The sequence below is a fragment of the Streptomyces goshikiensis genome, assembly GCF_014650555.1.
GTDB classification, from domain to species: domain Bacteria; phylum Actinomycetota; class Actinomycetes; order Streptomycetales; family Streptomycetaceae; genus Streptomyces; species Streptomyces goshikiensis.
This window is the reverse complement of sequence record NZ_BMVE01000006.1, coordinates 453,519-474,469: the sequence shown is the minus strand read 5'-3', so window position 1 is coordinate 474,469 and position 20,951 is coordinate 453,519. Positions and strand designations below refer to the sequence as shown.

The 20,951-nt window shown below is 73.3% G+C and carries 23 protein-coding genes and 3 tRNA genes; 14 read left to right on the top strand and 12 right to left on the bottom strand.

Annotation, left to right across the window (positions count from 1 at the left end):
- The first annotated feature begins 15 nt into the window (after positions 1-15).
- The 3 genes from IE248_RS20860 to fabF all read left to right on the top strand — a co-directional run bounded on the left by IE248_RS20860 (position 16) and on the right by fabF (position 2,669).
- Positions 16-1,020 carry a ketoacyl-ACP synthase III gene (locus tag IE248_RS20860; protein ID WP_008739147.1) on the top strand — a complete coding sequence of 335 codons (1,005 nt, stop codon included), beginning with the start codon at positions 16-18 and terminating at the stop codon, positions 1,018-1,020.
- A gap of 55 nt (positions 1,021-1,075) precedes the next feature.
- Positions 1,076-1,324 (top strand): acyl carrier protein, encoded by a 249-nt coding sequence (locus tag IE248_RS20855; protein ID WP_008739148.1) that lies wholly within the window; start codon positions 1,076-1,078, stop codon positions 1,322-1,324.
- Positions 1,325-1,403: 79 nt separating this feature from the next.
- On the top strand, positions 1,404-2,669 hold the full coding sequence (gene fabF / locus IE248_RS20850; RefSeq protein WP_008739149.1) for a beta-ketoacyl-ACP synthase II: 1,266 nt from the start codon (positions 1,404-1,406) through the stop codon (positions 2,667-2,669).
- A gap of 86 nt (positions 2,670-2,755) precedes the next feature.
- Here fabF and IE248_RS20845 read toward each other — a convergent pair whose 3' ends face one another.
- Positions 2,756-3,250 (bottom strand): DUF3145 domain-containing protein, encoded by a 495-nt coding sequence (locus IE248_RS20845; protein ID WP_008739150.1) that lies wholly within the window; start codon positions 3,248-3,250, stop codon positions 2,756-2,758.
- 251 nt (positions 3,251-3,501) lie between these two features.
- Between IE248_RS20845 and IE248_RS20840 the strand changes: the two genes are divergently transcribed.
- Entirely contained in the window at positions 3,502-4,398 is an 897-nt protein-coding gene (locus tag IE248_RS20840) for an SGNH/GDSL hydrolase family protein (protein ID WP_100583484.1), read from the top strand.
- A 118-nt stretch (positions 4,399-4,516) separates the two neighbouring features.
- Here the strand turns inward: IE248_RS20840 and IE248_RS20835 are convergent, their stop codons facing one another.
- A complete protein-coding gene (locus tag IE248_RS20835) occupies positions 4,517-5,164 on the bottom strand; it encodes a hypothetical protein (protein WP_100583485.1) in 648 nt (215 codons plus the stop codon).
- A 119-nt stretch (positions 5,165-5,283) separates the two neighbouring features.
- On the opposite strand from IE248_RS20835, the gene IE248_RS20830 reads away from it, so the two are divergent.
- A complete protein-coding gene (locus IE248_RS20830; protein WP_190031360.1) occupies positions 5,284-5,994 on the top strand; it encodes a carbon-nitrogen hydrolase family protein in 711 nt (236 codons plus the stop codon).
- A 13-nt stretch (positions 5,995-6,007) separates the two neighbouring features.
- Here IE248_RS20830 and IE248_RS20825 read toward each other — a convergent pair whose 3' ends face one another.
- The 3 genes from IE248_RS20825 to IE248_RS20815 form a co-directional block, all read right to left on the bottom strand.
- Entirely contained in the window at positions 6,008-6,880 is an 873-nt protein-coding gene (locus IE248_RS20825; protein WP_190031359.1) for an EI24 domain-containing protein, read from the bottom strand.
- Positions 6,881-6,957: 77 nt separating this feature from the next.
- Positions 6,958-7,380, bottom strand: coding sequence for an organic hydroperoxide resistance protein (locus IE248_RS20820; protein ID WP_190031358.1), 423 nt, complete (start codon positions 7,378-7,380; stop codon positions 6,958-6,960).
- A 64-nt stretch (positions 7,381-7,444) separates the two neighbouring features.
- A complete protein-coding gene (locus IE248_RS20815) occupies positions 7,445-8,470 on the bottom strand; it encodes an NADP-dependent oxidoreductase (RefSeq protein ID WP_190031357.1) in 1,026 nt (341 codons plus the stop codon).
- A gap of 116 nt (positions 8,471-8,586) precedes the next feature.
- On the opposite strand from IE248_RS20815, the gene IE248_RS20810 reads away from it, so the two are divergent.
- Positions 8,587-9,015 (top strand): MarR family winged helix-turn-helix transcriptional regulator, encoded by a 429-nt coding sequence (locus IE248_RS20810; protein WP_073773376.1) that lies wholly within the window; start codon positions 8,587-8,589, stop codon positions 9,013-9,015.
- 84 nt (positions 9,016-9,099) lie between these two features.
- Here the strand turns inward: IE248_RS20810 and IE248_RS20805 are convergent, their stop codons facing one another.
- Positions 9,100-10,011, bottom strand: a complete 912-nt coding sequence (locus IE248_RS20805) for an SCO2400 family protein (protein ID WP_190031356.1) — start codon at positions 10,009-10,011, stop codon at positions 9,100-9,102.
- 78 nt (positions 10,012-10,089) lie between these two features.
- Here IE248_RS20805 and IE248_RS20800 point away from each other — a divergent pair, with 78 nt between their 5' ends.
- On the top strand, positions 10,090-10,695 hold the full coding sequence (locus IE248_RS20800; protein ID WP_190031355.1) for a hypothetical protein: 606 nt from the start codon (positions 10,090-10,092) through the stop codon (positions 10,693-10,695).
- Here the strand turns inward: IE248_RS20800 and IE248_RS20795 are convergent.
- Positions 10,692-11,414, bottom strand: coding sequence for an esterase/lipase family protein (locus tag IE248_RS20795; RefSeq protein ID WP_190031354.1), 723 nt, complete (start codon positions 11,412-11,414; stop codon positions 10,692-10,694). The genes IE248_RS20800 and IE248_RS20795 overlap by 4 nt on opposite strands.
- Positions 11,415-11,635: 221 nt before the next feature.
- Between IE248_RS20795 and IE248_RS20790 the strand changes: the two genes are divergently transcribed.
- Both IE248_RS20790 and IE248_RS20785 read left to right on the top strand, forming a co-directional pair.
- Entirely contained in the window at positions 11,636-12,673 is a 1,038-nt protein-coding gene (locus IE248_RS20790; protein ID WP_037797568.1) for a rod shape-determining protein, read from the top strand.
- Entirely contained in the window at positions 12,670-14,232 is a 1,563-nt protein-coding gene (locus tag IE248_RS20785; RefSeq protein ID WP_073773379.1) for a GAF domain-containing protein, read from the top strand. Before IE248_RS20790 ends, IE248_RS20785 begins: the two co-directional genes overlap by 4 nt.
- A 29-nt stretch (positions 14,233-14,261) precedes the next feature.
- Here IE248_RS20785 and IE248_RS20780 read toward each other — a convergent pair whose 3' ends face one another.
- A complete protein-coding gene (locus IE248_RS20780) occupies positions 14,262-14,714 on the bottom strand; it encodes an Lrp/AsnC family transcriptional regulator (RefSeq protein WP_073773380.1) in 453 nt (150 codons plus the stop codon).
- A 70-nt stretch (positions 14,715-14,784) separates the two neighbouring features.
- Between IE248_RS20780 and IE248_RS20775 the strand changes: the two genes are divergently transcribed.
- The 3 genes from IE248_RS20775 (at position 14,785) to IE248_RS20765 (ending at position 17,319) form a co-directional block, all read left to right on the top strand.
- Complete coding sequence (locus tag IE248_RS20775) at positions 14,785-15,420, top strand: hypothetical protein (RefSeq protein WP_143196351.1); 636 nt, start codon at positions 14,785-14,787, stop codon at positions 15,418-15,420.
- Positions 15,421-15,468: 48 nt separating this feature from the next.
- Complete coding sequence (locus IE248_RS20770; protein ID WP_190031353.1) at positions 15,469-16,845, top strand: carboxyl transferase domain-containing protein; 1,377 nt, start codon at positions 15,469-15,471, stop codon at positions 16,843-16,845.
- 84 nt (positions 16,846-16,929) lie between these two features.
- The gene (locus IE248_RS20765) at positions 16,930-17,319 is read left to right on the top strand and encodes a hypothetical protein (RefSeq protein WP_229895422.1); all 390 of its coding nucleotides are present in this window, start codon (positions 16,930-16,932) and stop codon (positions 17,317-17,319) included.
- A 24-nt stretch (positions 17,320-17,343) separates the two neighbouring features.
- Here the strand turns inward: IE248_RS20765 and IE248_RS20760 are convergent, their stop codons facing one another.
- A complete protein-coding gene (locus IE248_RS20760; RefSeq protein WP_190031352.1) occupies positions 17,344-18,606 on the bottom strand; it encodes an MFS transporter in 1,263 nt (420 codons plus the stop codon).
- 215 nt (positions 18,607-18,821) lie between these two features.
- Between IE248_RS20760 and IE248_RS20755 the strand changes: the two genes are divergently transcribed.
- A complete protein-coding gene (locus IE248_RS20755; RefSeq protein WP_190031351.1) occupies positions 18,822-19,967 on the top strand; it encodes a carboxylate-amine ligase in 1,146 nt (381 codons plus the stop codon).
- 97 nt (positions 19,968-20,064) lie between these two features.
- Here the strand turns inward: IE248_RS20755 and IE248_RS20750 are convergent.
- The 3 genes from IE248_RS20750 to IE248_RS20740 form a co-directional block, all read right to left on the bottom strand.
- Positions 20,065-20,138: transfer RNA gene (locus tag IE248_RS20750), tRNA-Ile, on the bottom strand.
- Positions 20,139-20,324: 186 nt separating this feature from the next.
- Positions 20,325-20,397: transfer RNA gene (locus IE248_RS20745), tRNA-Asn, on the bottom strand.
- Between the two features lie 5 nt (positions 20,398-20,402).
- Positions 20,403-20,475: transfer RNA gene (locus tag IE248_RS20740), tRNA-Asn, on the bottom strand.
- Positions 20,476-20,620: 145 nt separating this feature from the next.
- Between IE248_RS20740 and IE248_RS20735 the strand changes: the two genes are divergently transcribed.
- Positions 20,621-20,932: a hypothetical protein gene (locus IE248_RS20735; protein WP_073798183.1), complete on the top strand. Its 312-nt coding sequence runs from the start codon at positions 20,621-20,623 to the stop codon at positions 20,930-20,932.
- The last annotated feature ends 19 nt before the right edge of the window (positions 20,933-20,951 follow it).

The following is a 20,951-nucleotide window of genomic DNA, read 5'->3' as shown; positions in this document are numbered from 1 at the left end:
AGGAGCCCACACAGCATGTCGAAGATCAAGCCTGCCAAGGGCTCCCCGTACGCCCGCATCCTCGGGGTCGGCGGCTACCGCCCGACCCGCGTGGTGCCCAACGAGGTCATCCTGGAGACGATCGACTCGTCCGACGAGTGGATCCGCTCGCGCTCCGGCATCGCGACCCGGCACTGGGCCTCGCCGCAGGAGACGGTCGCCGCGATGTCGGTGGAGGCCTCGGGCAAGGCGCTCGCCGACGCCGGGATCGCCCCGGAGCAGGTCGGCGCCGTGATCGTCTCGACGGTCTCGCACTTCAAGCAGACCCCGGCGATCGCGACCGAGATCGCGCACCGGATCGGCGCGGGCAAGCCCGCCGCGTTCGACATCTCCGCGGGCTGCGCCGGCTTCGGCTACGGCCTGACGCTCGCCAAGGGCCTCGTGGTGGAAGGTTCCGCCGAGTACGTCCTCGTCATCGGCGTGGAGCGGCTCTCGGACCTGACCGACCTGGAGGACCGCGCGACGGCCTTCCTGTTCGGTGACGGCGCCGGCGCCGTCGTCGTCGGTCCCTCGAACGTTCCGGCCATCGGCCCCACGGTGTGGGGTTCGGAGGGCGACAAGTCCGAGACCATCAAGCAGACCGTGCCGTGGGACGAGTACCTCGGCAAGGACGGCGGCGAGAAGTTCCCGGCCATCACCCAGGAGGGTCAGGCGGTCTTCCGCTGGGCCGTCTTCGAGATGGCCAAGGTGGCCCAGCAGGCGCTCGACGCGGCCGGGATCACCCCTGAGGACCTGGACGTCTTCATTCCGCACCAGGCGAATATGCGGATCATCGATTCGATGGTGAAGACTCTGAAGCTGCCGGAACACGTCACGGTCGCCCGTGACATCGAGACCACCGGCAACACCTCGGCCGCCTCGATCCCGCTCGCTATGGAGCGGCTCCTGGCGACCGGAGCGGCGAAGAGCGGCGACACCGCGCTCGTCATCGGCTTCGGGGCGGGACTCGTCTACGCCGCGACGGTCGTTACCCTCCCCTAGGGCCGGGACACACGTCCCGCCCCGATCCATCAGTTAGCTACAGAAGGAGCGCCACATGGCCGCCACGCAGGAAGAGATCGTCGAGGGTCTCGCGGAGATCGTCAACGAGATCGCCGGCATCCCCACCGAGGACGTCGAGATCCACAAGTCCTTCACGGACGACCTGGACGTCGACTCGCTGTCCATGGTCGAGGTCGTCGTCGCCGCCGAAGAGCGCTTCGACGTCAAGATCCCCGACGAGGACGTCAAGAACCTCAAGACGGTCGGCGACGCCGCTGACTACATCCTGAAGCACCAGGCCTGAGCCTGACGAGCGTTTGTCGCCACCTGGCGGTGGCGCCGTGACAATTCAGCACCCCCTTACACGTGGAGAAAGAATTCCTGTGAGCCCGACCAATCGCACCGTGGTCGTCACCGGTATCGGCGCAACCACTCCGCTGGGTGGCGACAGCGCTTCGACCTGGGAAGGTCTGCTTGCCGGCCGTTCCGGCGTCAAGCCCCTGGAGGGCGAGCGCTTCGCCGAACTCCCGGTTCGCATCGCCGCCCCGGTCGCTGTCGACCCGAGCGAGGTCCTGCCCCGGCCGCTGGCCCGCAAGCTGGACCGCTCGGCGCAGTTCGCCATCATCGCCGCCCGTGAGGCCTGGGCCGACGCCGGCTACACGGCGCCCGCGGGCGAGGACGAGTCCATCGTTCCCGAGCGCCTGGGCACCGTCATCGCCTCCGGCATCGGTGGTGTCACCACGCTGCTGGACCAGTACGACGTCCTCAAGGAGAAGGGTGTGCGCCGCGTCTCGCCGCACACCGTCCCCATGCTCATGCCGAACGGCCCCTCGGCCAACGTCGGCCTTGAGGTCAACGCCCGCGCGGGTGTGCACACCCCGGTCAGCGCCTGCGCGTCCGGCGCCGAGGCCATCGGCTACGCCGTCGAGATGATCCGTACCGGCCGTGCCGACGTGGTCGTCGCGGGCGGCACCGAGGCGGCGATCCACCCGCTGCCGATCGCCGCGTTCGCCAACATGATGGCGATGTCCAAGAACAACGAGAACCCCGAGCAGGCCTCCCGTCCGTACGACAAGGCCCGCGACGGCTTCGTCCTCGGCGAGGGCGCCGGCGTCGTGATCCTGGAGTCCGCCGAGCACGCCGCCGCGCGTGGCGCCCGGGTCTACTGCGAGGTGCTGGGCCAGGGCCTGTCCGCGGACAGCCACCACATCGCGCAGCCGGAGCCGACCGGCCGCGGTGTCGCGGCCGCCGTGCAGAACCTGCTCGACAACACGGGCCTGGACCCGGCCGAGCTGGTCCACCTGAACGCGCACGCCACGTCCACCCCTCAGGGTGACACGGCCGAGCTGAAGGCCCTGCGCAAGGTCCTGGGCGACGACCTCGACCACATCGCGATCTCCGCGACCAAGTCGATGACCGGCCACCTGCTGGGCGGCGCGGGCGGCATCGAGACCGTCGCGACCGTGCTCGCGCTCTACCACCGGATCGCCCCGGCGACGATCAACGTCGACGAGCTGGACGACGACATCGACGCGGACATCGTCGTCGGCGAGCCGCGCAAGCTGCCGGCCGACGGCCCGATCTCCGCGATCAACAACTCGTTCGGTTTCGGCGGCCACAACGTCACGCTGGCGTTCCGCACCGTCTGACCGACGGCAGTACGTACGAAGGGGCCCGCCCGGCAGTCGCCGGGCGGGCTCCTTCGCGTCGTACGGCCGGCCGCTTCGTGCGCGGCTCAGACCACCTGGTGGAGCCAGCGGACCGGGGCGCCCTCGCCCGCGTAGCGGAAGGGCTCCAGCTCGTCGTCCCAGGGCTTGCCGAGCAGCCTGGCGATCTCCGCCTCCAGGTCGCTCTCGCCGTGCGCAGAGCGGGCCAGGGCGGCGCGCAGCCGGTCCTCGGGGATGAGGATGTCGCCGTGCATTCCGGTGACGGCGTGGAAGATGCCGAGCTCCGGGGTGGAGCTGTAGCGCTCGCCCTCGGCGGTGGCGCAGGGTTCCGCGGTCACCTCGAAACGCAGCAGGTGCCAGCCGCGCAGCGCGGAGGCGAGCTTCGAGGCGGTGCCCGCTTCGGCCTGCCAGGAGAACTCGGATCTCCAGGTGCCGGGGGAGGCGGGCTGCCTGATCCAGTCGAGGTTCACCCGCACCCCGAGCACCCCCGCAACAGCCCATTCCACGTGCGGGCAGAGCGCGCGCGGTGCGGAATGCACGTACAGAACTCCACGTGTCGTCACCGGGACCTCCAGTGTGGGACGAGGTCGGGAATAAACTCCAGAAAACGGACAGTATGTGACGTGATGTAATTTAGCGGAAATGATCTGACATTGCGTCGCGAGACCTGCGGCCGAAACGCCACGGGAAAAAGCTACCGTGCGCCAGGGGTCCTGGTGTGACGTACGGTCGCTCCAGGCCCGGTAAACGCGGAGCTTTCACTCAGCAGGACGCCCCCGAAGGACGCGGGGCGACGAAGGAGGGGACCCACCCGATGCGCACCACCACCCCGTACCGCCGCGCGCGTCGCTCCCTCGTGGGAGCGGTCGCGGCGGCAGCCGTCCTGGCCGGGACGGTGACGGGGTGCAGCTCGGGCGAGTCGAGCTCCGGGGGTGAACGCGGGGCGCAGGCAGCGCCGCGCTGGAACACCGCACCCACCTCGATCGCCGCTGTGGGTGACTCCATCACACGCGGTTTCGATGCCTGTTCCGTGCTGGCGGACTGCCCCGAGGTCTCCTGGGCCACCGGCGACGACCCGGAGGTGGACTCCCTGGCCACCCGGCTGCTCGGCGCGGCCGAGGCCCCCTCGCACAGCTGGAACTACGCGGTGACCGGCTCGCGGATGGCGGACCTGCCGGCGCAGCTGGCCTCGGCCGCCGAACACAAGCCCGACCTGGTCACGGTGATGGTGGGCTCGAACGACGCCTGCCGGCCGCTCGCTTCGTCGATGACTCCGGTCGCCGATTTCCGGGCCGGTTTCGAACAGGCGCTCGCCGGGCTGCGGGCGGCCTCGCCCCGTTCTCAGGTGTACGTGTCCTCCGTCCCCGACCTCCAGCGCTTGTGGGAGCAGGGCAAGGACAGCCCGATGGTGCGGCAGATCTGGAAGCTCGGCATCTGCCAGTCGATGCTGGCCGACCCGCTGTCGGCGATCGCGGGGTCGGCGGCCCGGCGCGAGCAGGTGCGGGCGCGGGTGGTCGAGTACAACGAGGTGCTGCGCGAGGTCTGCGCGAAGGACGAACTGTGCCGCTACGACGGCGGCGCGGTGTTCCAGTACCCCTTCGCGGCGGATCAGCTGAGCCGCTGGGACTGGTTCCACCCGGGCAAGGACGGACAGGCCCGGCTGGCGGAGCTGGCGCACCGTCAGGTGACCTCGGTACGGCCGCCGCGCTGAGCGCGGGCGGGAGCCGGGGCGGCGTCAGGGCCGCCCCGGGCCCCGGTTCACGGGTGATTTCCGGCCATTTCGTTTGACGCCGCCGATCCGGCGCGGGCCCGGGGCCTGACGGCCGGGCTCAGGCCGCGAGCAGCGGGTCGTGGACCGGGCAGGGCGGACGCCGTGCCGCCGAGGGCACGCGGTAGTACGCGCGGTCGCGGAGGCGGCCCGCCCAGGGCTCGGCCGCCGAGGCGCGCCTGACGAGCAGGTGGCGGCTGCTGCCGGTCCTCAGGTGGCCCCGGTATTCGTCGAGCAGTGGGTCCGCCTCGCCGAGGAAGTCCCGGATCTGGTCCTCCAGCAGGCAGAACGGGCAGTCCTGTCCGGGCAGGACGTGGAACTGCACGCCCTCGGGGTGCTCGTCGTCGGTGAAGGCGGTGAGCACGACGATTCCGCTGAACAGCACGCAGACGCCCATGACCTGCGGGCCCCGCGCGTCCGCCACCCGCCGCACCAGGGTGCGGAACACCGGGACGCCGATCCGCTGGATGCGGCCCATCGTGGTGCGCAGGGCGGCGAGCAGGTTGTAGACCGCGGCCACCAGGGAGACGGCGCCCACCGCCGGCAGCGACCAGGACGGCCCGCTCTTCCACACCACCCACAGCATCAGCGCGTTCATCACGACCACGTAGAGGACGGCGAGGCGCAGGCCGGCGCCGCTGACCCGGATCGACCGGGTGCACAGCACCACGGCCGCGGCCGCGAGGACGGCGAAGAGCCAGTCGGGCATCGGGCTTCCTCCATCAACTCCCCTGGAAATGCGGGAAGTTAAAGCATCGCCCGGGGCGCACCGGTACGTCGACCCCCCTGCCCGGACGGCCCCGGCGGCCGGGCTGGCATCCTGAGCCGGTGAAGATCGCCGCAGCCCAGCTGACCTGTGTCCCGGCCGACGTCCCCGCGAACACCGCGCTGGCGGCCGCCCTGGCCGGCCGGGCCCGCGAGCAGGGCGCCGAACTGGTCGTGTTCCCCGAGCTCGCGCTCACCGGGTACGAGCTGGAGGCGCTGACGGCCGACCCCGGCCTGTGGATCGCCGACCCCGACGACCCCCGTCTCGACCCGCTCCGCTCGGCCGGCATCGCCACCGCGGTGAACGTCGCCCTGCGCACCGGGGGCCCGCGCCCCGCCATCGCGACGCTGGTCTACGGGGCGGACGGGGCGCATGTGACCACGTACGCGAAACGGCACCTCTTCCGGCACGAGCAGGACGTCTTCGCCGCCGGTGACACCGACGGCCGCTTCGAACTCGGCGGGATCCGCTTCTCCCTGGGCGTCTGCTACGACAACCACTTCCCCGCGCTGACCGGCCGGGCCGCGGCCGACGGCTGCCGGGTCCACCTGGCGAGCTCGCTCTACGGTACGGGCGAGGGCATCGGGGAGCGGGCCACCGTGTATCCCGGGATCGCGCGGGAGCAGGGGCTGTACGTCGTCCTCGCCAACCACGTCGGCCCGGCGGGCCCGTGGACGGGCTGCGGGCGCGCCGCCGCATGGGCCCCGGGCGGGGCTCCGCTCGCCGAGGCGGACGACCGTACGCCCTCGGTGGTGACGGCGGACGTCGGCTAGCCGGGCGCGACCGCTACATGCGCGGCGGCGGTCCGAAACCCCCGCCGGCGGGCGGCTGGGACTGCTGGGGCTGGGGCTGGAACTGCTGCGGCCGCGCGCCATCGGCGCCCTCGGCATCCGGCCCGGCAGCCGCCTCGTCCGCGGTGTCGTCCTCCCCCAGCAGCTCCCGCGCCATCAGCGTGGCTCCCGCGACCGCCCCCGGCATCAGGAACACCGCCACCAGCGGCACCAGGAACGCCAGCACCAGCGGCACCCCGAACCCGAGCACCAGCATCCGCCGCGACCGCAGCAGCACCAGCCGCTCGGCCAGCTCCGTCCTGCGCCGCTGGAGCGCGACGGCGGTGAGCTCCTCGGTGAGGAAGTACCCGGAGACGCAGAACCCGATGGCCGGGACCACCGTCTGCCCGACGACCGGGATGAACCCGAGGGCGAACAGCAGGATCCCGTACAGGGCCACCCGGCCGAGCACCTTCAGGCTGTCCCGGGCCGAGATCCACAGCTCCCGCCCCAGCGAGAGCCCGGACTCGGGGACCGCGCCGCCCTCGGTGCGGTCGACCTGCTCCGAGAGGGACTCGTAGAAGGGCTGGCCGATGAGCAGGGTCACCGCGGTGAAGGTGATCACGGCGAGGAAGAGGCCGAGGCAGAAGACCAGGCCGGTCAGGAAGCCCCGGAAGAGCCCGAGCCACGGCGCGGACCAGCCGTCGGCGAAGGGCGTGGCCCAGGCGGTGAGGTCGTCGGCGCCGTAGCCGAGCCCGATGAGGGCTCCCGTGTACAGCACCAGCGACACCAGCCCCGGCAACAGGCCGAAGCCCAGCCAGCGGCCGTGCCGGAACACCCATCGCTGACCGGCCAGCAGATAGCCGAATCCCCCCGCAAGATCACGCATGGGTCCAGCTTAAGACCGCGTACGGCGGAGGCCGCACCCCGGTGCGGGGTGCGGCCTCCGGCGGGCGAGGTGCCGGATCAGACGGCGAGCTCGACGGTGATGTTGCCACGGGTCGCCTTGGAGTACGGGCAGACCTGGTGGGCCTTCTCGATGAGGTCCTTGGCGGTGGCGGCGTCCACGTTCGGGATCGAGGCCGTGATCTTGACGATCAGGCCGAAGCCGTCGTCGTTCTTGCCGATGCCGACCTCGGCGGTGACGGTGGAACCGGAGACGTCCGCGTTCTCGTTGCGCGCGACGACGCCGAGCGCGCCCTGGAAGCAGGCGCTGTAGCCGGCGGCGAACAGCTGCTCCGGGTTGGTGCCGGCGCCGCTGCCACCCATCTCCTTGGGCGGGTTCACCACGACGTCGAGCTGGCCGTCGTTGGTCGCGACGCGACCGTCACGGCCGTTCTCGGCGATGGCGACGGCGGTGTACAGAACGTCGGACTGCTGGATGGACATGTAAGAGGATCCTCCTGGTGTTCGCCGCGACTCGCGCCCACGATCGCGACGGTGTGGAGTGAGCCTAGCCGGTGAAAGAAACGATCATCTTTCCGGTGTTGTCCCCGCGCAGCATTCCGAGGAAGGCGTCGGTCGCGTTCTCCACGCCCTCGACGACGGTCTCGTCGGCCACGAGCTCGCCCGAGCGCAGCCAGCCGGCCACGTCCTGGACGAACTGCTCCTGGATGCCGGCGTGGTCGCCGACCAGCACACCCTGGAGGCGCAGCCGCTTGCCGATGATCTGTATCAGGTTGCGCGGGCCGGGGGCGGCCTCGGTGTCGTTGTAGTGGGCGATGGCCCCGCACAGGGTGGCGCGGCCGTGCACCTTCATCGAGGAGATGGCGGCCTCCAGGTGGTCACCGCCGACGTTGTCGAAGTAGACGTCGATGCCCTCGGGGGCGGCCTCGGGCAGCTGCTGCGCGACGGGGCCGTTCTTGTAGTTGAAGGCGGCGTCGAAGCCGTACTTCTCCGTGAGGAGCTTCACCTTCTCGTCCGAGCCGGCGGAGCCGATCACGCGGGAGGCGCCCTTGATCCTGGCGAACTGGCCGACGAGGCTGCCGACGGCACCGGCGGCGCCGGAGACGAAGACGGAGTCGCCCTCCTTGAAGGAGGCGACCTCGAAGAGGCCGGCGTAGGCGGTCAGGCCCGGCATGCCGAGGACGCCGAGGTAGGCGGAGAGCGGGGCGAGGGCGGCGTCGACCTTGGTGGCCTGCGCGGCGTCGAGCTCCGCGTACTCGCGCCAGCCGAGGTGGTGCAGCACGTGGTCGCCGACCGCGAAGCGCTCGTCGGCGGAGGCGACGACCTCGCCGACCGCGCCGCCCTGCATGGGCTCGTCCAGCTGGAACGGCGGGATGTAGGACTTCGTGTCGTTCATCCGGCCGCGCATGTACGGGTCCACGGACATGTGGAGGTTGCGCACGAGGATCCGGCCGGCGGCGGGCTCGGCGTTCACCGGGGCCTCGCGCAGGGCGAAGTCCTCGGCGACGGGCCAGCCCTGCGGGCGACGGACGAGGTGCCACTCACGGCTGACGGCGGGGATCTCGGAAGACATGCGGAGCTCCTGAGGACTGAGGGAGTAAGGCGGTCCGGCGAAGAAATACTTCACTAGATGAAACAACCATGCGCCTGGATATTTCATGTTGTCAAGTAAATGGGTACGCTGGATCCATGCCCAGTCGTCGCGCAGACCCCCTGACCCTTGAGGTCGTCGAACTCATCGGCGATGTCGTGGCCCGCTACCACGTGGAGTACGAGCAGGCGGCCGGCCGGCACCAGCTCACCGGAGCCCAGGCCAAGGTGCTGACCATGCTGTCGCTGGAGCCCACGCCCATGCCGATGCGCAAGATCGCGCAGAAGCTGCGGTGCGAGCCCTCGAACATCACCGGCATCGTGGACCGGCTGGAGACCCGCGGGCTGGTGGAGCGGCTGCCGGACCCGGCCGACCGCAGGGTGAAGCTGGCCGCGCCGACGGAGGAGGGCCTGCAGACGGCGGACCGGCTGCGCGAGTCGCTGGACTTCGCGCGGGAGCCGCTGGGCGGGCTGTCGACGGCCGAGCGGACGGCGCTGCGGGACCTGCTCAGGCGGATGCTGGGCTGATCCGGCGGGCCCGGGCGGACCGGGCGGACCGGGCGGACTGCCAGGGCAGGGCGGACGCGCCGGACCGGGCGGACGCGCCGGGCCTCAGCAGAAGATCCAGAACACGCAGCCCTTGGTCTTGGTCGGGCTCGGCTGCGGGGAGGGCGTGGCGGGCCCCGGGGTGGGTGCGGTCGCGCTCGCGCTCGTTTGCGTACCGGTGCCCGCGGAACCGCTCGGCGACGGCCGTCCGGCCCTCGACGGCTTTGCGCTCGACCCGCCCCCGGCAGCGCCCTGCGACGGCCCCGCCTGCCCGGAGGCGGAGGCGCTTCCACCCGGCCCGGGCTGTGCGCCGCCGTCCGGGGACTGCCCCGGGGAGGCCTGCTTCGAAGCCCCGGCGGCGGCCTTCGAGGCCGCGTGGCCCTTCGCCGACGGCAGCACCGAGGGCGCGGCGGGCGCCCGGCTCGGCAGCGGAGCCGGCTGGTCCGGCCCGGTGTCGTCGGTCAGCATCACCTTGGAGGCCCGGTCGGACCCCTCCGCGTCGGTCGCCATCCGGGCCACCGCCACCGAGCCCCCGACGGCCAGCACCAGGCCGAGGCCGATGGTCATCCCGGTCCGGCCGCGCCGGCGGTTCACGCTCCGGCGGCGGGCCCCCGGGCGGCGCTCGTCCGCCGCCGACAGCGTGACGACCCAGTCCCCCTCGGGCTCGCCCCCGGGCGGCACCGGCCCGGCGGCCCCGGCGGGCGCGGCCTCGTACCCGGTCCGGGCGTCATACCCGGCGGGCGCGGCCTCGTACGCGTTCGGTGCGGCCTCGTACCCCGTCGGGGCGGCGTACCCGTTCGGGGCGGCGTACCCGGCGGGAGCGGCCTCGTACCCCGTCGGGGCGGCGTACCCCGGCGGAACCCCGGGCGTGGCGGGGGCGCCCGGGGCGGCGGGCGACAGGTACTCGGCCGGGGTTCCGCACCCGGCGCACGCCAGTGCGCCGTTGAGGTGCCTCCGGCAGGCGTGGCAGTAGTTCATGGCGCCCGCAGGCTACGTGGTCCCGCACAACATCCATGTCGCGGGAACGTAAGGATCCTGTGTGGAATCGTGGCCTCCATGACAGCGTCACCTCCCCCGGGCCGCTTCGGGCCGGGCTCCTTCCAGCTGGTTCTGCTGCGCCGGATGGCCGACTTCCGGCCCGAACTCGCGGAGGCGGCCCGGCTGCGGCTGGGCGCCTCCCTCGCCGAGCAGCGGGAGGCCAACAAGCGCTGGCAGACGATGGTCCGCTCACCGCGCTCGCGCGGGGCGCTGGCCCGCTACCGCTCGGTGCTCGGCCCGCCGGAGTCGGTGTTCGCCCGCACCATCGGGGACCTGGAGTGCGAGGCCCTGCTGTGGCCGGTGCCGCTCTGGCCGGACCTGCGCTTCGAGGTGCTGGCCGGGCCGGACGGCGCCGTCTGGAACGAGTGGCTGGTGCGGGCCCCGGGCGCGCCGGGACCCGTACTGGAGGGGCCGCAGGACCTGCGGCCCTGGTCGGCCACGGTGGACGAGGTGGCCCGCGCCTTCGCTCCCGTACGCCCCATGGAGGGCACCGCGCCGACCCGGTGGCGGCTGGCGTTCGCCGCGCGGGGGCGGCCGTGCGTGGCGGAGTTCACGTACGGCCTGCTCCAGCGGGTCCTCGTCGACGGGGTGGAGGCGGACCCGCCGGGACCGCCACAGCACTAGGAGGCGAGGAAGGCGCGGACGCCGGCCGAGGTGGCGTCGTCGCCGAGCAGGTCGTTGTGCTTCAGGCAGCCGACCGGCGTGTTGACGGCTCCGGCGAGGGGGACGCTGGCGTCCGGGTTGATGACCTCGTCGCAGTTCGACCAGAAGGTCGCGTACTTGACCGCGCCCGGGGTCTCGTCCCCGCCCGCCAGGCTCTTCACCACGTACGAACCGGGGGTCATGTCCCGGCACGCCTGGTCCCACAGGGCGCACGCCCAGGCGGTGGAGGTGCCGTGGTTGGGTCCGGCCAGGGAGACCAGGTGGTTCACGGTCGCCGCGCCGCCGCCGAAGGAGACGTACCAGCGGGCGACGAGGGAGCCGAACGAGTGCGCCACGATGTCGACCCGGGCGGCGCCGGTCTGGCGGCGGACCTGCTCGGCGTACGCGCCGAGCTGCCCGGCGAGCACCTCGTTGACGGACCGGTGGGTGTCGTAACCCCATGAGAAGAGCTCCGAGTCGGCGTACCCCGCGGCCTTCAGGTCCTCGCGCAGGGCGCCCCAGACACCCGGGTCGGCGTTGTAGCCGTGCACAAGGACGACCGGAACGCGCGGCGCGGCCGGCCCCGGGGCTTGGGCGGCGGACCAGTGCAGGGTGCGGTCCGCCGCCTGGGCCGGGAAGGGCGCGAGCAGGGCCAGGCAGAGCGTCAGGAGCGCCAGGACTGGCTGGCGGGGCGTCAGCATCGGGTCCCCTTTACCTTGTTACGCACGGGTAGCGCGGGCGGTGTGCGCATGCTGCTGCCTGTCGGTACAGAAATCCACCCCCGTGCAGCACCGGAGCCACCCCCTCGGCGCACCCGACCGGAGCACCACAACGGGCGAGATGACCGAATAACCCGAGAAGATATGAATTGCGACCGGCATTCACCGGTCTTCTTGCGCCAGCGCTCTCGGGAGGATCTGCCGTGACCGTCAGTCTTGAGCAGTTGCGTCGCTGCCACGTCGCCGTCGACCTGGGCGCGGCCAGGACCCGCGTGTACGTCAAGGGCGCCGGCCTCGTCGTCGACGAACCCAGCGTCGCCGCGGTGAACACCCGCACCGGCGCACTCATCGCCGTCGGGAGCTTCGCCGAGCGGATGACCGGCCGCACGCCCGACTACATCCGGGTCGTACGCCCCGTCTCCGGCGGCACCGTCGTCGACATCGAGATGGCCCAGCGGATGCTGCGTCACCTCCTCGGCGAGAAGCTGCGGCGCGCCCTGCGCCGCAAGCCCCGGCTGCGGGCCGCCGCCTGCACCCCGCACGACGCCGACCCGCTCGCGCAGCGCGCGACCGTGGAGACGATGGTCGGGCTCGGCGCCCGGCGCGTCGAACTGGTCGACACCCTGATCGCGGCGGCCGTCGGCTGCGGCCTGCCCGTGGAGCAGCCGACCGCGACGATGATCATGGTGTGCGGGGCGGCGGCCACCCAGGTGGCGGTGCTCTCGCTCGGCTCGATCGTCACGGCCGAACGGATCCCGGTCGGCGGCGAGGCCATCGACCACGCCGTCGTCCAGCACCTGCGCCACGCGCACGAGCTGATGCTGCCCAGCCAGGCCGTCCGGCCGCTCCAGCTGGCCCTGCACGGCAACGGCCTCACCGCCGAGGGCCCGGCCTCCACCCTGATCCACGGCCGCGACGTGGCCACCGGACTGGCGCGCTCCGTCCACGTGGACACCGCAGCCGTACGGGACGCCATCCACACCCCGCTGACGGCCGTCCTCGACGGCATCGGCAAGGTGCTGCGCGACTGCCCGCCCGACCTGGTCGCCGACCTGACGGACCGGGGGATCATGATGGTGGGAGGCAGCGCCCTGCTGCCGGGGCTCGACCAGATGCTGCGGGACGCCACCGGAATGCCCGTCGCCATCGCGGAACGCCCCGACGTGTGCGCCGTCCTCGGGCTCGGCGCGATGCTCGAAGGGAAGATCTCCCCCATGGTCCTCAACCCGCTGGCCGAATGACGCTCGCCGATCCGGAGCCCGACCGGCCGTCCACCCTCCCCTACCTGCTGGAGGCCGTCCTCAGCGTCGGCTCCGAGCTGGAGCTGAACACCACCCTCCAGCACATCGTGGATTCGGCGGCCGAGCTCTGCGAGGCCCGCTACGGCGCGCTCGGGGTCATCGACCCCGAGCGCGTCCGGCTGACCGCGCTCATCACCACCGGGTTCACCGAGGAGGAGCGGGCCGCGATCCCCTGGCCGCCCGACGGACACACCGGCGTGCTCGGCGCGCTCGTCTCCGACGGCCGCCCGCTGCTGCTGGACGACCTGACGGCGGACCCGCGCTTCGAGGGCTTCCCGCCCGGCCACCCTCGGATGCGCAGCTTCCTCGGCGTCCCCATCCGGGTGCACACCGAGGTGTTCGGGAACCTCTACCTGACCGAGAAGCGCGGCGGCGACGGCTTCACGGAGGAGGACCTCGCGCTGCTGCGGGTCCTCGCCTCGCAGGCGGGCATAGCGATCGGCAACGCCCGGCTGTACGAGACCGCGCGCCGCCGGGAGCGCTGGATCGAGGGCGCCGCCGCCGTGACCACCGCCCTGCTGGCCGGGCGCCCCGCGGCGGACGCCCTGAGGTGCGTGGCCGAACGGGCCCGGCTGCTGGCGGACGCGGCGGCCGGGGTGGTCCTCCAGCCGACCCCCGAGGGCGGCATGGAGATCGTGGCCGCCTCCGCCCAGGGGGACCCCGGGGACCTGGTCGGCACCTCCATCGCCCCGGGTTCGGCGGTCCTGGAGCAGCTGCTCGGCGGCGAGCCCGTCTTCATCGAGGACTCGGCGACGGACCCCCGGATGACGACCCACGTGCGGGAACGTTTCGGCCCGAGCATGATGCTGCCGCTCCAGAGCGGCGGCCAGCTGATCGGCACCCTCGCCCTGCCGCGCCACCGGGGCGGGCCCCCGTACGACGCGGTGGACCGGCTGCTCGCCTCCCAGTTCGCCTCGCAGGCCGCGCTGGCCCTCGTCCTGGCGGACGCCCAGCACGACCGGGAACAGCTCGCGGTGTACGAGGACCGCGACCGGATCGCGCGGGACCTGCACGACCTGGTGGTCCAGCGGCTGTTCGCGACGGAGATGATGCTGGAGAGCACCCGGCGCCGCTCCTCGAACGCGCCCGTCCGGGACACGGTCGAGGACGAACTCGGCCGCGCGGTGGACGAGCTGGACTCCACGATCCAGGAGGTCCGCACCGCCATCTTCGCCCTCCAGCAGCCCCCGACGGACGCCCCGACGACCTTCCGCGGCCGGGTCCTGCGCGAAACGGGCGGCGCGGCGGTGCTGCTGGGCTTCCAGCCGTCGGTGCACTTCACGGGGGCCGTGGACGCGCTGCTCCCGGAGCCGGTCGCGGCCGACCTGCTGGCGGCGCTGCGCGGTGCGCTGGCGGCGGCCCACCGGCGCAGCGGCGTCACCTCGATCGAGGTCGGGGTCGACGCGAACCCGGCCCGGGCCCGTCTGACGGTCTCCGACGACGGCCGCGCGGAATCGGGCACCCGGGGCACGACGGTGACGTGGGAGTCACCGCTGTAGGACCGGCCGCCTCAGGCCCCTCCGGGCCGCTACGGCCGTACGGACCCGGACCCGGGCCGGGTGGCGGCCCGCAGGGCGATGCGGGTGCTGGACTGGGCCACTCCGGCCTCCCGCTTGAGCCGACGCAGCAGCGCGTCGAGGGCGGCCGGGTCGGCGGCCCGGGCCCGTACGAGGTAGTCGTACTCCCCCGTGACGTGCACGACCTCGGTGATCCCGGGCAGGTGGGCGACCCGCCGCTCGAACTCCTCGTTGGTGGTGTCCTGGCGCAGCGTGAGGTCAATGAAGACCACCAGCCCGCCGCGCGTGTCGGCCGCCGGGTCCACGAGGACGGTGAACCCGCGGATCACCCCGTCCCGGCGCATCCGCCGGACCCGGTCGGCGGACGCGTTGGCGCTCAGGCCGACGCGGACGCCGAGATCGCGGTACGAGATCCGCGCATCCTCCCGCAGGATGCCGAGGATTTCCCTGTCGAGGCGGTCCATGCCGCGATTCTCGCAGCCGGAGCCGATATGCGCCGCCGCGTTCCGGGGCGGACCGCGCAGGCTCGCCGGCATGAGCGAACTGTTGGCGCCGGCCCTGTCGGGTGCGGCGGCGGGCCTGGGCGTGGCGATGCCGATGGGTGCGATGAGCGTGCTGCTGCTCCAGGAGGCGATCCGGGAGCGCCGCGCGGCGGTGGCGGCCGCCGCGGGGGTCGCGGCCGTCGACCTCGGCTACGCGGCCCTGGCCACCGCACTCGGCCCCTGGGTCGCCGCGCACGTCACCCCGGCGGAAGCCTGGATCCGCCTCGCCGCGTCCGCGATCCTCCTGACCATCGCGACCCGAGGCCTCCTGCCCACCCGCCCGGCGCCCCCGCCCACACCCGCGAACGCGGGGCCGGACGCAGGCGCGGGCGCGGGGGCTGGCCGGGTTTTTGTGCGGTATGTCGGGCTTACCGCCGTGAATCCCACCACCGCGCTGTACTTCGCCGCGCTCACCACCGCCCAGGGCGCCGCCCTCCGGGCGGGGGCGGCGGGGGCGGCGTTCGTCACCGGCGTCGCGCTCGCCTCGCTCCTGTGGCAGCAGGCCCTCGTCGTTCTCGGTGCCCTCGCCGGCAGCCGGATCTCCCCTGCGGCCCGGGCGTGGACCTTCCGGCTCGGCTACGGCCTGGTGGCGGCGTACGCCCTGAAGATCGCCTTCCCCCTGCCGTAGATCCGCCGCGGCCGCGGGGGCCGCCAAGGGAGCGCCTAGGGTGGAGGCGTGACGACCCGTCTCCCGGCCCGCGCGGCCATCGCCTCCGTGACCGACACCGGCAGCTTCGCGGAACTCCCCGCGCCCCACCGGGATTCGCCCCCCGACGGCCCGCTCGGCTGGGCCGGGTACGACGAGTCCCGCGCCCGCGCCGCACGGCGGACCGGCGAGGAGGAGTCCGTCGTCACCGGCACGGCCCGCGTCGGCGGCCGCGAAGCCGTCCTGATCTCCTTCGAGTTCGGCTTCCTCGGCGGGTCCCTCGGCGAACGCACCGGGGACCGGCTCGAAGCCGCCTACGCCCACGCCCGCGAGCACCGGCTGCCCCTCGTCTCCCTCATCGCCACCGGCGGCTCGCGGATGCAGGAGGGCATGCTCGCCCTGACCCAGCTCCAGCGCGTGGCCCGGCAGTCCGTGCTCACCCGGGCCGCCGGGCTCCCGCAGATCTCCGTCCTGCGCGACCCCACCACCGGCGGCGGCTGGGCCACCCTCGGGGCGGGGGCCGACGTCGTCCTCGCGCTGCCCGGGGCGCAGGTCGGCTTCGCCGGCTCACGGGTGCGCCCGGCGGACGCGGACCCGGCGGCCTACACCGCCGAGGGCCAGTACGCCGCCGGGCACGTCGACGCCGTCGTCGCGGCCGCGGAGTTCCCCGAGGTGCTGGCGGACTGGCTCCGGCTGCTGGCCGGGCCCCGCGCCGAAGGACCGGTCGAGCCGGCCGACCCCCCGGCGGCGCTGGGCTCCGGGGGCGAAGGGCGGGCTCCGGAGACGGGCTGGGAGGCCGTCGCCCAGGCCCGCCACCCGGACCGCCCGCGGGCCGAGGCGTACCTCGACGCGTACTTCGACCTGCGCCGCCCGCTCTCCGGCGACCGGGCCGGCGGCACGGACCCCGGGATGCTGTGCGGGTTCGGGCTGCGGGAGGGGCGGGCGATCGCGTACGCCGCCCAGTGCGGCACCGCGACCCGCCCGGCGGGCTACCGTACGGCCGCCCGCGTCATCCGGCTCGCGGACCGGCTCGGCATCCCGGTGCTCACCCTGGTGGACACCCCGGGCGCGGCCAACGACGCCGCGGCGGAACGCGCGGGCGCCGGCGCGGCCATCGCGGACACCTTCGCGGCCGTCGCGGCGGCCGGGGTGCCGGTGACGACGCTCCTGATCGGCGAGGGCGGCTCCGGCGGGGCCCTCGCGCTGGCCGCGCCCGGGAACACGTGGGTCACGCCGGACAGCTACTTCTCGGTGATCGCCCCGGAGCTGGCGGCGGCCATCTTGAAGCGCCCCCCGTCGGACGCCCCCGCCACGGCGGACCAGCTCCGCATCCGCCCCCAGGACCTGGTGGCCCTGGGCGTGGCCCGCGGCGTCGTCGCCCCCCACCGTCCTGGTCCGGCCCGATGAGCCGCCGCCCGCGCGGAGACGGCCCGCGCGGCTTCCGGTAGGTACCGCCAGGACCCGCCTGGCGGCCCGTCCCCGGAGCCGTCCATGTCACGCACCGCCCACCACATCCGCTCCCGCCGCGTACCGGCGCCCGACGCCGCGCTCCGCGACGAGCACGTCAACGCCGAGCACGTCCACACCGAGCTCGTCCACACCGAGCTCGTGCGCGACTTGCGGTTCAGCGCCCGCTGCCTCGCCGAGGCCGCACGGGCCGGCCGCCGCGCCCGGCCGCAGGCCCTCCGGCGCCACGTCACGGTCCGCCGGCTGCCGCGCTACCTCCGCGACTCCTCGGTGGCCGTCATGGCCGCGCAGGAGGAGCGCCGCGCCCGGCAGCGGCTGCGCGCGGACGTCCGCTCCGTTCTGCTCCTCGGCCATGCCGAGGACGCGGACGTCCTGCCCGCACGTCACCGGCACGGTGTGCTCTGGCTCGCCTGAGCGCCGTCCCGTCCGGGCGCCGCCTCACGCCTCCGGCGACCTCGCATCGTACCGCGCGAAGCCCCGCCACCGCAGCGCGAGCAGCACCAGGACCAGCACGCACGCCAGCCCCCCGCCCGTGATCGCCACGCGCGGGGAGGTCAGGTCGGCTGCGGTGCCGGCGAGGAAGTCGCCGAGCCGGGGTCCGCCCGCGACGACCACGATGAACACGCCCTGGAGCCGTCCCCGCATCTTGTCCGGGGTCGCGGCCTGGAGCATGGTGGTGCGGAACACCATCGAGACGGTGTCGGCGCAGCCCGCCAGGGCCAGGAAGAACAGCCCGAGCCACAGGTTCCGGGTCAGCCCGAAGACGGCCACGGCCAGCCCCCAGCCCGCCACGGACAGCAGGATCGCCAGCCCGTGGCGGCGGATGCGCCCCTGCCAGCCGGAGAACAGGCCGCCCAGCAGCGCCCCGAAGGCGGGCGCGGCCATCATCAGGCCGACGGTCTTGGCGTCGCCGCCGTACCAGAGCCCGGCGACGGCCGGGAACAGCGCCCTCGGGTGGGCCAGCACCATCGCGGCCAGGTCGGAGAAGAAGGTCATCCGGATGTTGGGGCGGGTGCCGAGGAAGCGCAGCCCGTCGAGGACGGAGGCCCTGCCCCGCTTGCCCTCCGCCCGGTCCGGCTTCATCGAGGGCAGCCGCCACATCGCGTAGAGCGCGGCCGCGAAGGTCACGGCGTCGATCAGGTACGCCGCCTGGTAGCTCCACCAGCCGACGATGACCCCGCCGAGCACCGGGCCGAGCATGGTCCCGGAGGTCATGGTGACGGAGTTCAGCGCGTTCGCGGCGGGCAGCTGCTCGGGCGGCAGCAGGCGCGGGATCATCGCGGACCGGGCGGGCCCGTTGAGCGCCCCGCAGACCGCCTGGAGCGCGACGATCCCGTACAGCAGCCAGACCCGGTGGTAGTCCATGAGCGCGGCCCCGGCCAGCACGACCGACAGGACGGCGAGGCCGGTGGAGCTGTAGAGGCCGAGCTTGCGCCGGTCCACGGTGTCGGCGATCGCCCCGCCGTACAGCCCGAAGGCGACGAGCGGGACGAGCGAGAAGAGGCCGACCAGTCCGACGGAGAAGCTGGAGCCGGTGATCTCGTAGACCTGGAGCGAGACCGCGAGGGCGGTCATCGCCTGGCCCATCCAGGAGATGGTGCCGCCGAACCACAGCCGCCGGTAGTGCGGCGAGGAACGGAGCGGGGTCAGATCCGCGAATATGCGCGGCCTGGGGCGGGGTTCCGTGGAGGTACCAGTCACAACGGATGATAACCAGCGGCCCGTCCGGGCCCCGGGCGGGCCCGGTCCCCGTTCACGCACCCGCAACAGCCGACCCTCGCGGACCGGCGGCCCCAGCGCGGCGAGCCGCTTGCCGCTAACTCGCCATTATCACCTGACATTTGACTGAATCGGCGTGCGCTCCCCGCCTCCCGATCAGCTCATGATGAAAAGACTCGTATGTCCAGGGAGGCGCAGTGATCGAACCTGGCAACAGCACCACGAGCACCAGCACCACGACCGGTACGGGCCCCCTCACCGTCGGGGTCGAGGAGGAGTTCCTCCTCGTCGACACCCGCACCCTCCGGGTGGTCCCGGCCGCCCCGCTCGTCCTCGACACGGCCGCCGGGCTCCCGCACGAGCTGCACCCCGAGGGCACCCGCTACCAGGTGGAGATCTCCACGCCGGTGGCCCACTCGGCGGTCACCCTGCGCGCGGAGCTCGCCGCCCTGCGGCGCACCCTCGCCCGGGCCGCCCGCGCGCACGGCTGCCGGCTGCTGGCCGCCCCCTCGCCGGTGGTGGCCCTGGAGGGGCCGCTGCACCTGACCGACGACGAGCCGCGCCAGCGCGAACAGCACCGGCGGTTCGGCGCGCTCACCGACACCCTGGTCAGCTGCGGCCGGCACGTCCACATCGGCACCCTCGACGTGGACACGGCGGTGGCGGTGTCCAACCGGGTCAGACCGTGGCTGCCCACGCTGATCGCGCTGGCCGCCAACTCCCCCTTCTGGGGCGGACGCGACACGGGCCACGCCAGCTGGCGGGCGATGGCCTGGGCGGGCTGGCCCTCGGCGGGACTGCCCCCGCACTTCACCTCCACGGCCCACTTCCGGCGCTCGGTGCAGAACCTGCTCGGCTCCGGGGCGGCCCTCGACACCAAGATGGTCTATTGGGACCTGCGGCCGTCCGGGCACTGGCCCACGCTGGAGATCCGGGCGCCGGACATGTCCCCGGACCTCGACACGGCCGTCCTCCAGGCCGAGTTGGCCCGCGCCCTGGTGGCCAAGGCGCTCCAGGAGATCTCCGAGCACCGCCCGGAACCGGCGATACGGGACGACGTGCTCCGCCTCGCCCGCTGGCGGGCCGCCCACGACGGGCTGGAGGGCTTCGGCCTGGACCCGTACACGGGCGCGGAACTCCCGGCGGCCGGCCTCGCGGAGGCCCTGCTCGACCACGTCGCCGCGGACCTGGCCGTCGCCGGTGACCTCGATCACGCGGCCAAGACCATGGCCGGCCTGCTCCGCGACGGTTCGGGCGCCCACCGCCAACGCGCGGCCTACGCCCGCCGCCAGGACCTGAACGACGTCCTGCGCCACCTGGCGGACGAAACGGAGAACTTCTAGCCATCGCGGCCCCGGAAACGCGACGGTGCCCCGTCGATCCAACCGAGCGGGGCACCGGACCGGCCGGCCGCAACGTTTCTGCGGACCAGCTCTGGAGTGGGGCGGGTGGGACTCGAACCCACGGCCGACGGATTATGAGTCCGCTGCTCTAACCGGCTGAGCTACCGCCCCTTTACGGCGTGGCGCGTACATGTGTGCGCGCCGTCTGCCGCAGCATAGCCGCTCATACGATCTCCTGCCTCGGATGCCTCGCATGATCGGCTTCGCCTGTTCAGAGAGACCGCGCTGAGGGCTGCCCGGTTCCGTTCCAGGGGACAAAAAAAGAAGAGGACCCACCCGGGGCCCTCTCCTTCCACGCTCCCCCGACTGGACTCGAACCAGTAACCTGCCGGTTAACAGCCGGCTGCTCTGCCAATTGAGCTACAGGGGACTGCGCTCCCCCGACTGGACTCGAACCAGTAACCTGCCGGTTAACAGCCGGCTGCTCTGCCAATTGAGCTACAGGGGATTGCTGCGGTGCACCGAACAGCCCACCTCCGGTGATTCCGGGGGGCGGGCGCTCGCTGCGAGTCATAGATTAGCGCAAGCAGGGGGGTGCTCCGCCAATCGGTATCGGAAGCAGGCCGGGCACCACACGACGAAGGGTGGCAGGCATGCGGTACAAGATCGCTTTCGCGCTCGGCCTGGGCGTGGGATACGTGCTCGGGACCCGGGCGGGGCGCGAGCGGTACGAGCAGCTGCGGAAGTCCGCGCGGCAGGTCGCGCAGAACCCGGCGGTGCGCAACGCGGCCGAGAGCGCCGGGCAGGCCGGCCGGCAGGTCGCCGGGAAGGCCTTCGCCGCCGTGAGCGACAAGGTCGGCGACGCGGTGCCGGATTCGCTCGCCGGACGGGTGCGCGGGCTGCGGGGCCGGGCCGGCGGCGGCGCCGGCGCGACCGAGGACGACTGGGGTACGAGCAACACCTGAGGCACCGGGCTCCACCGGC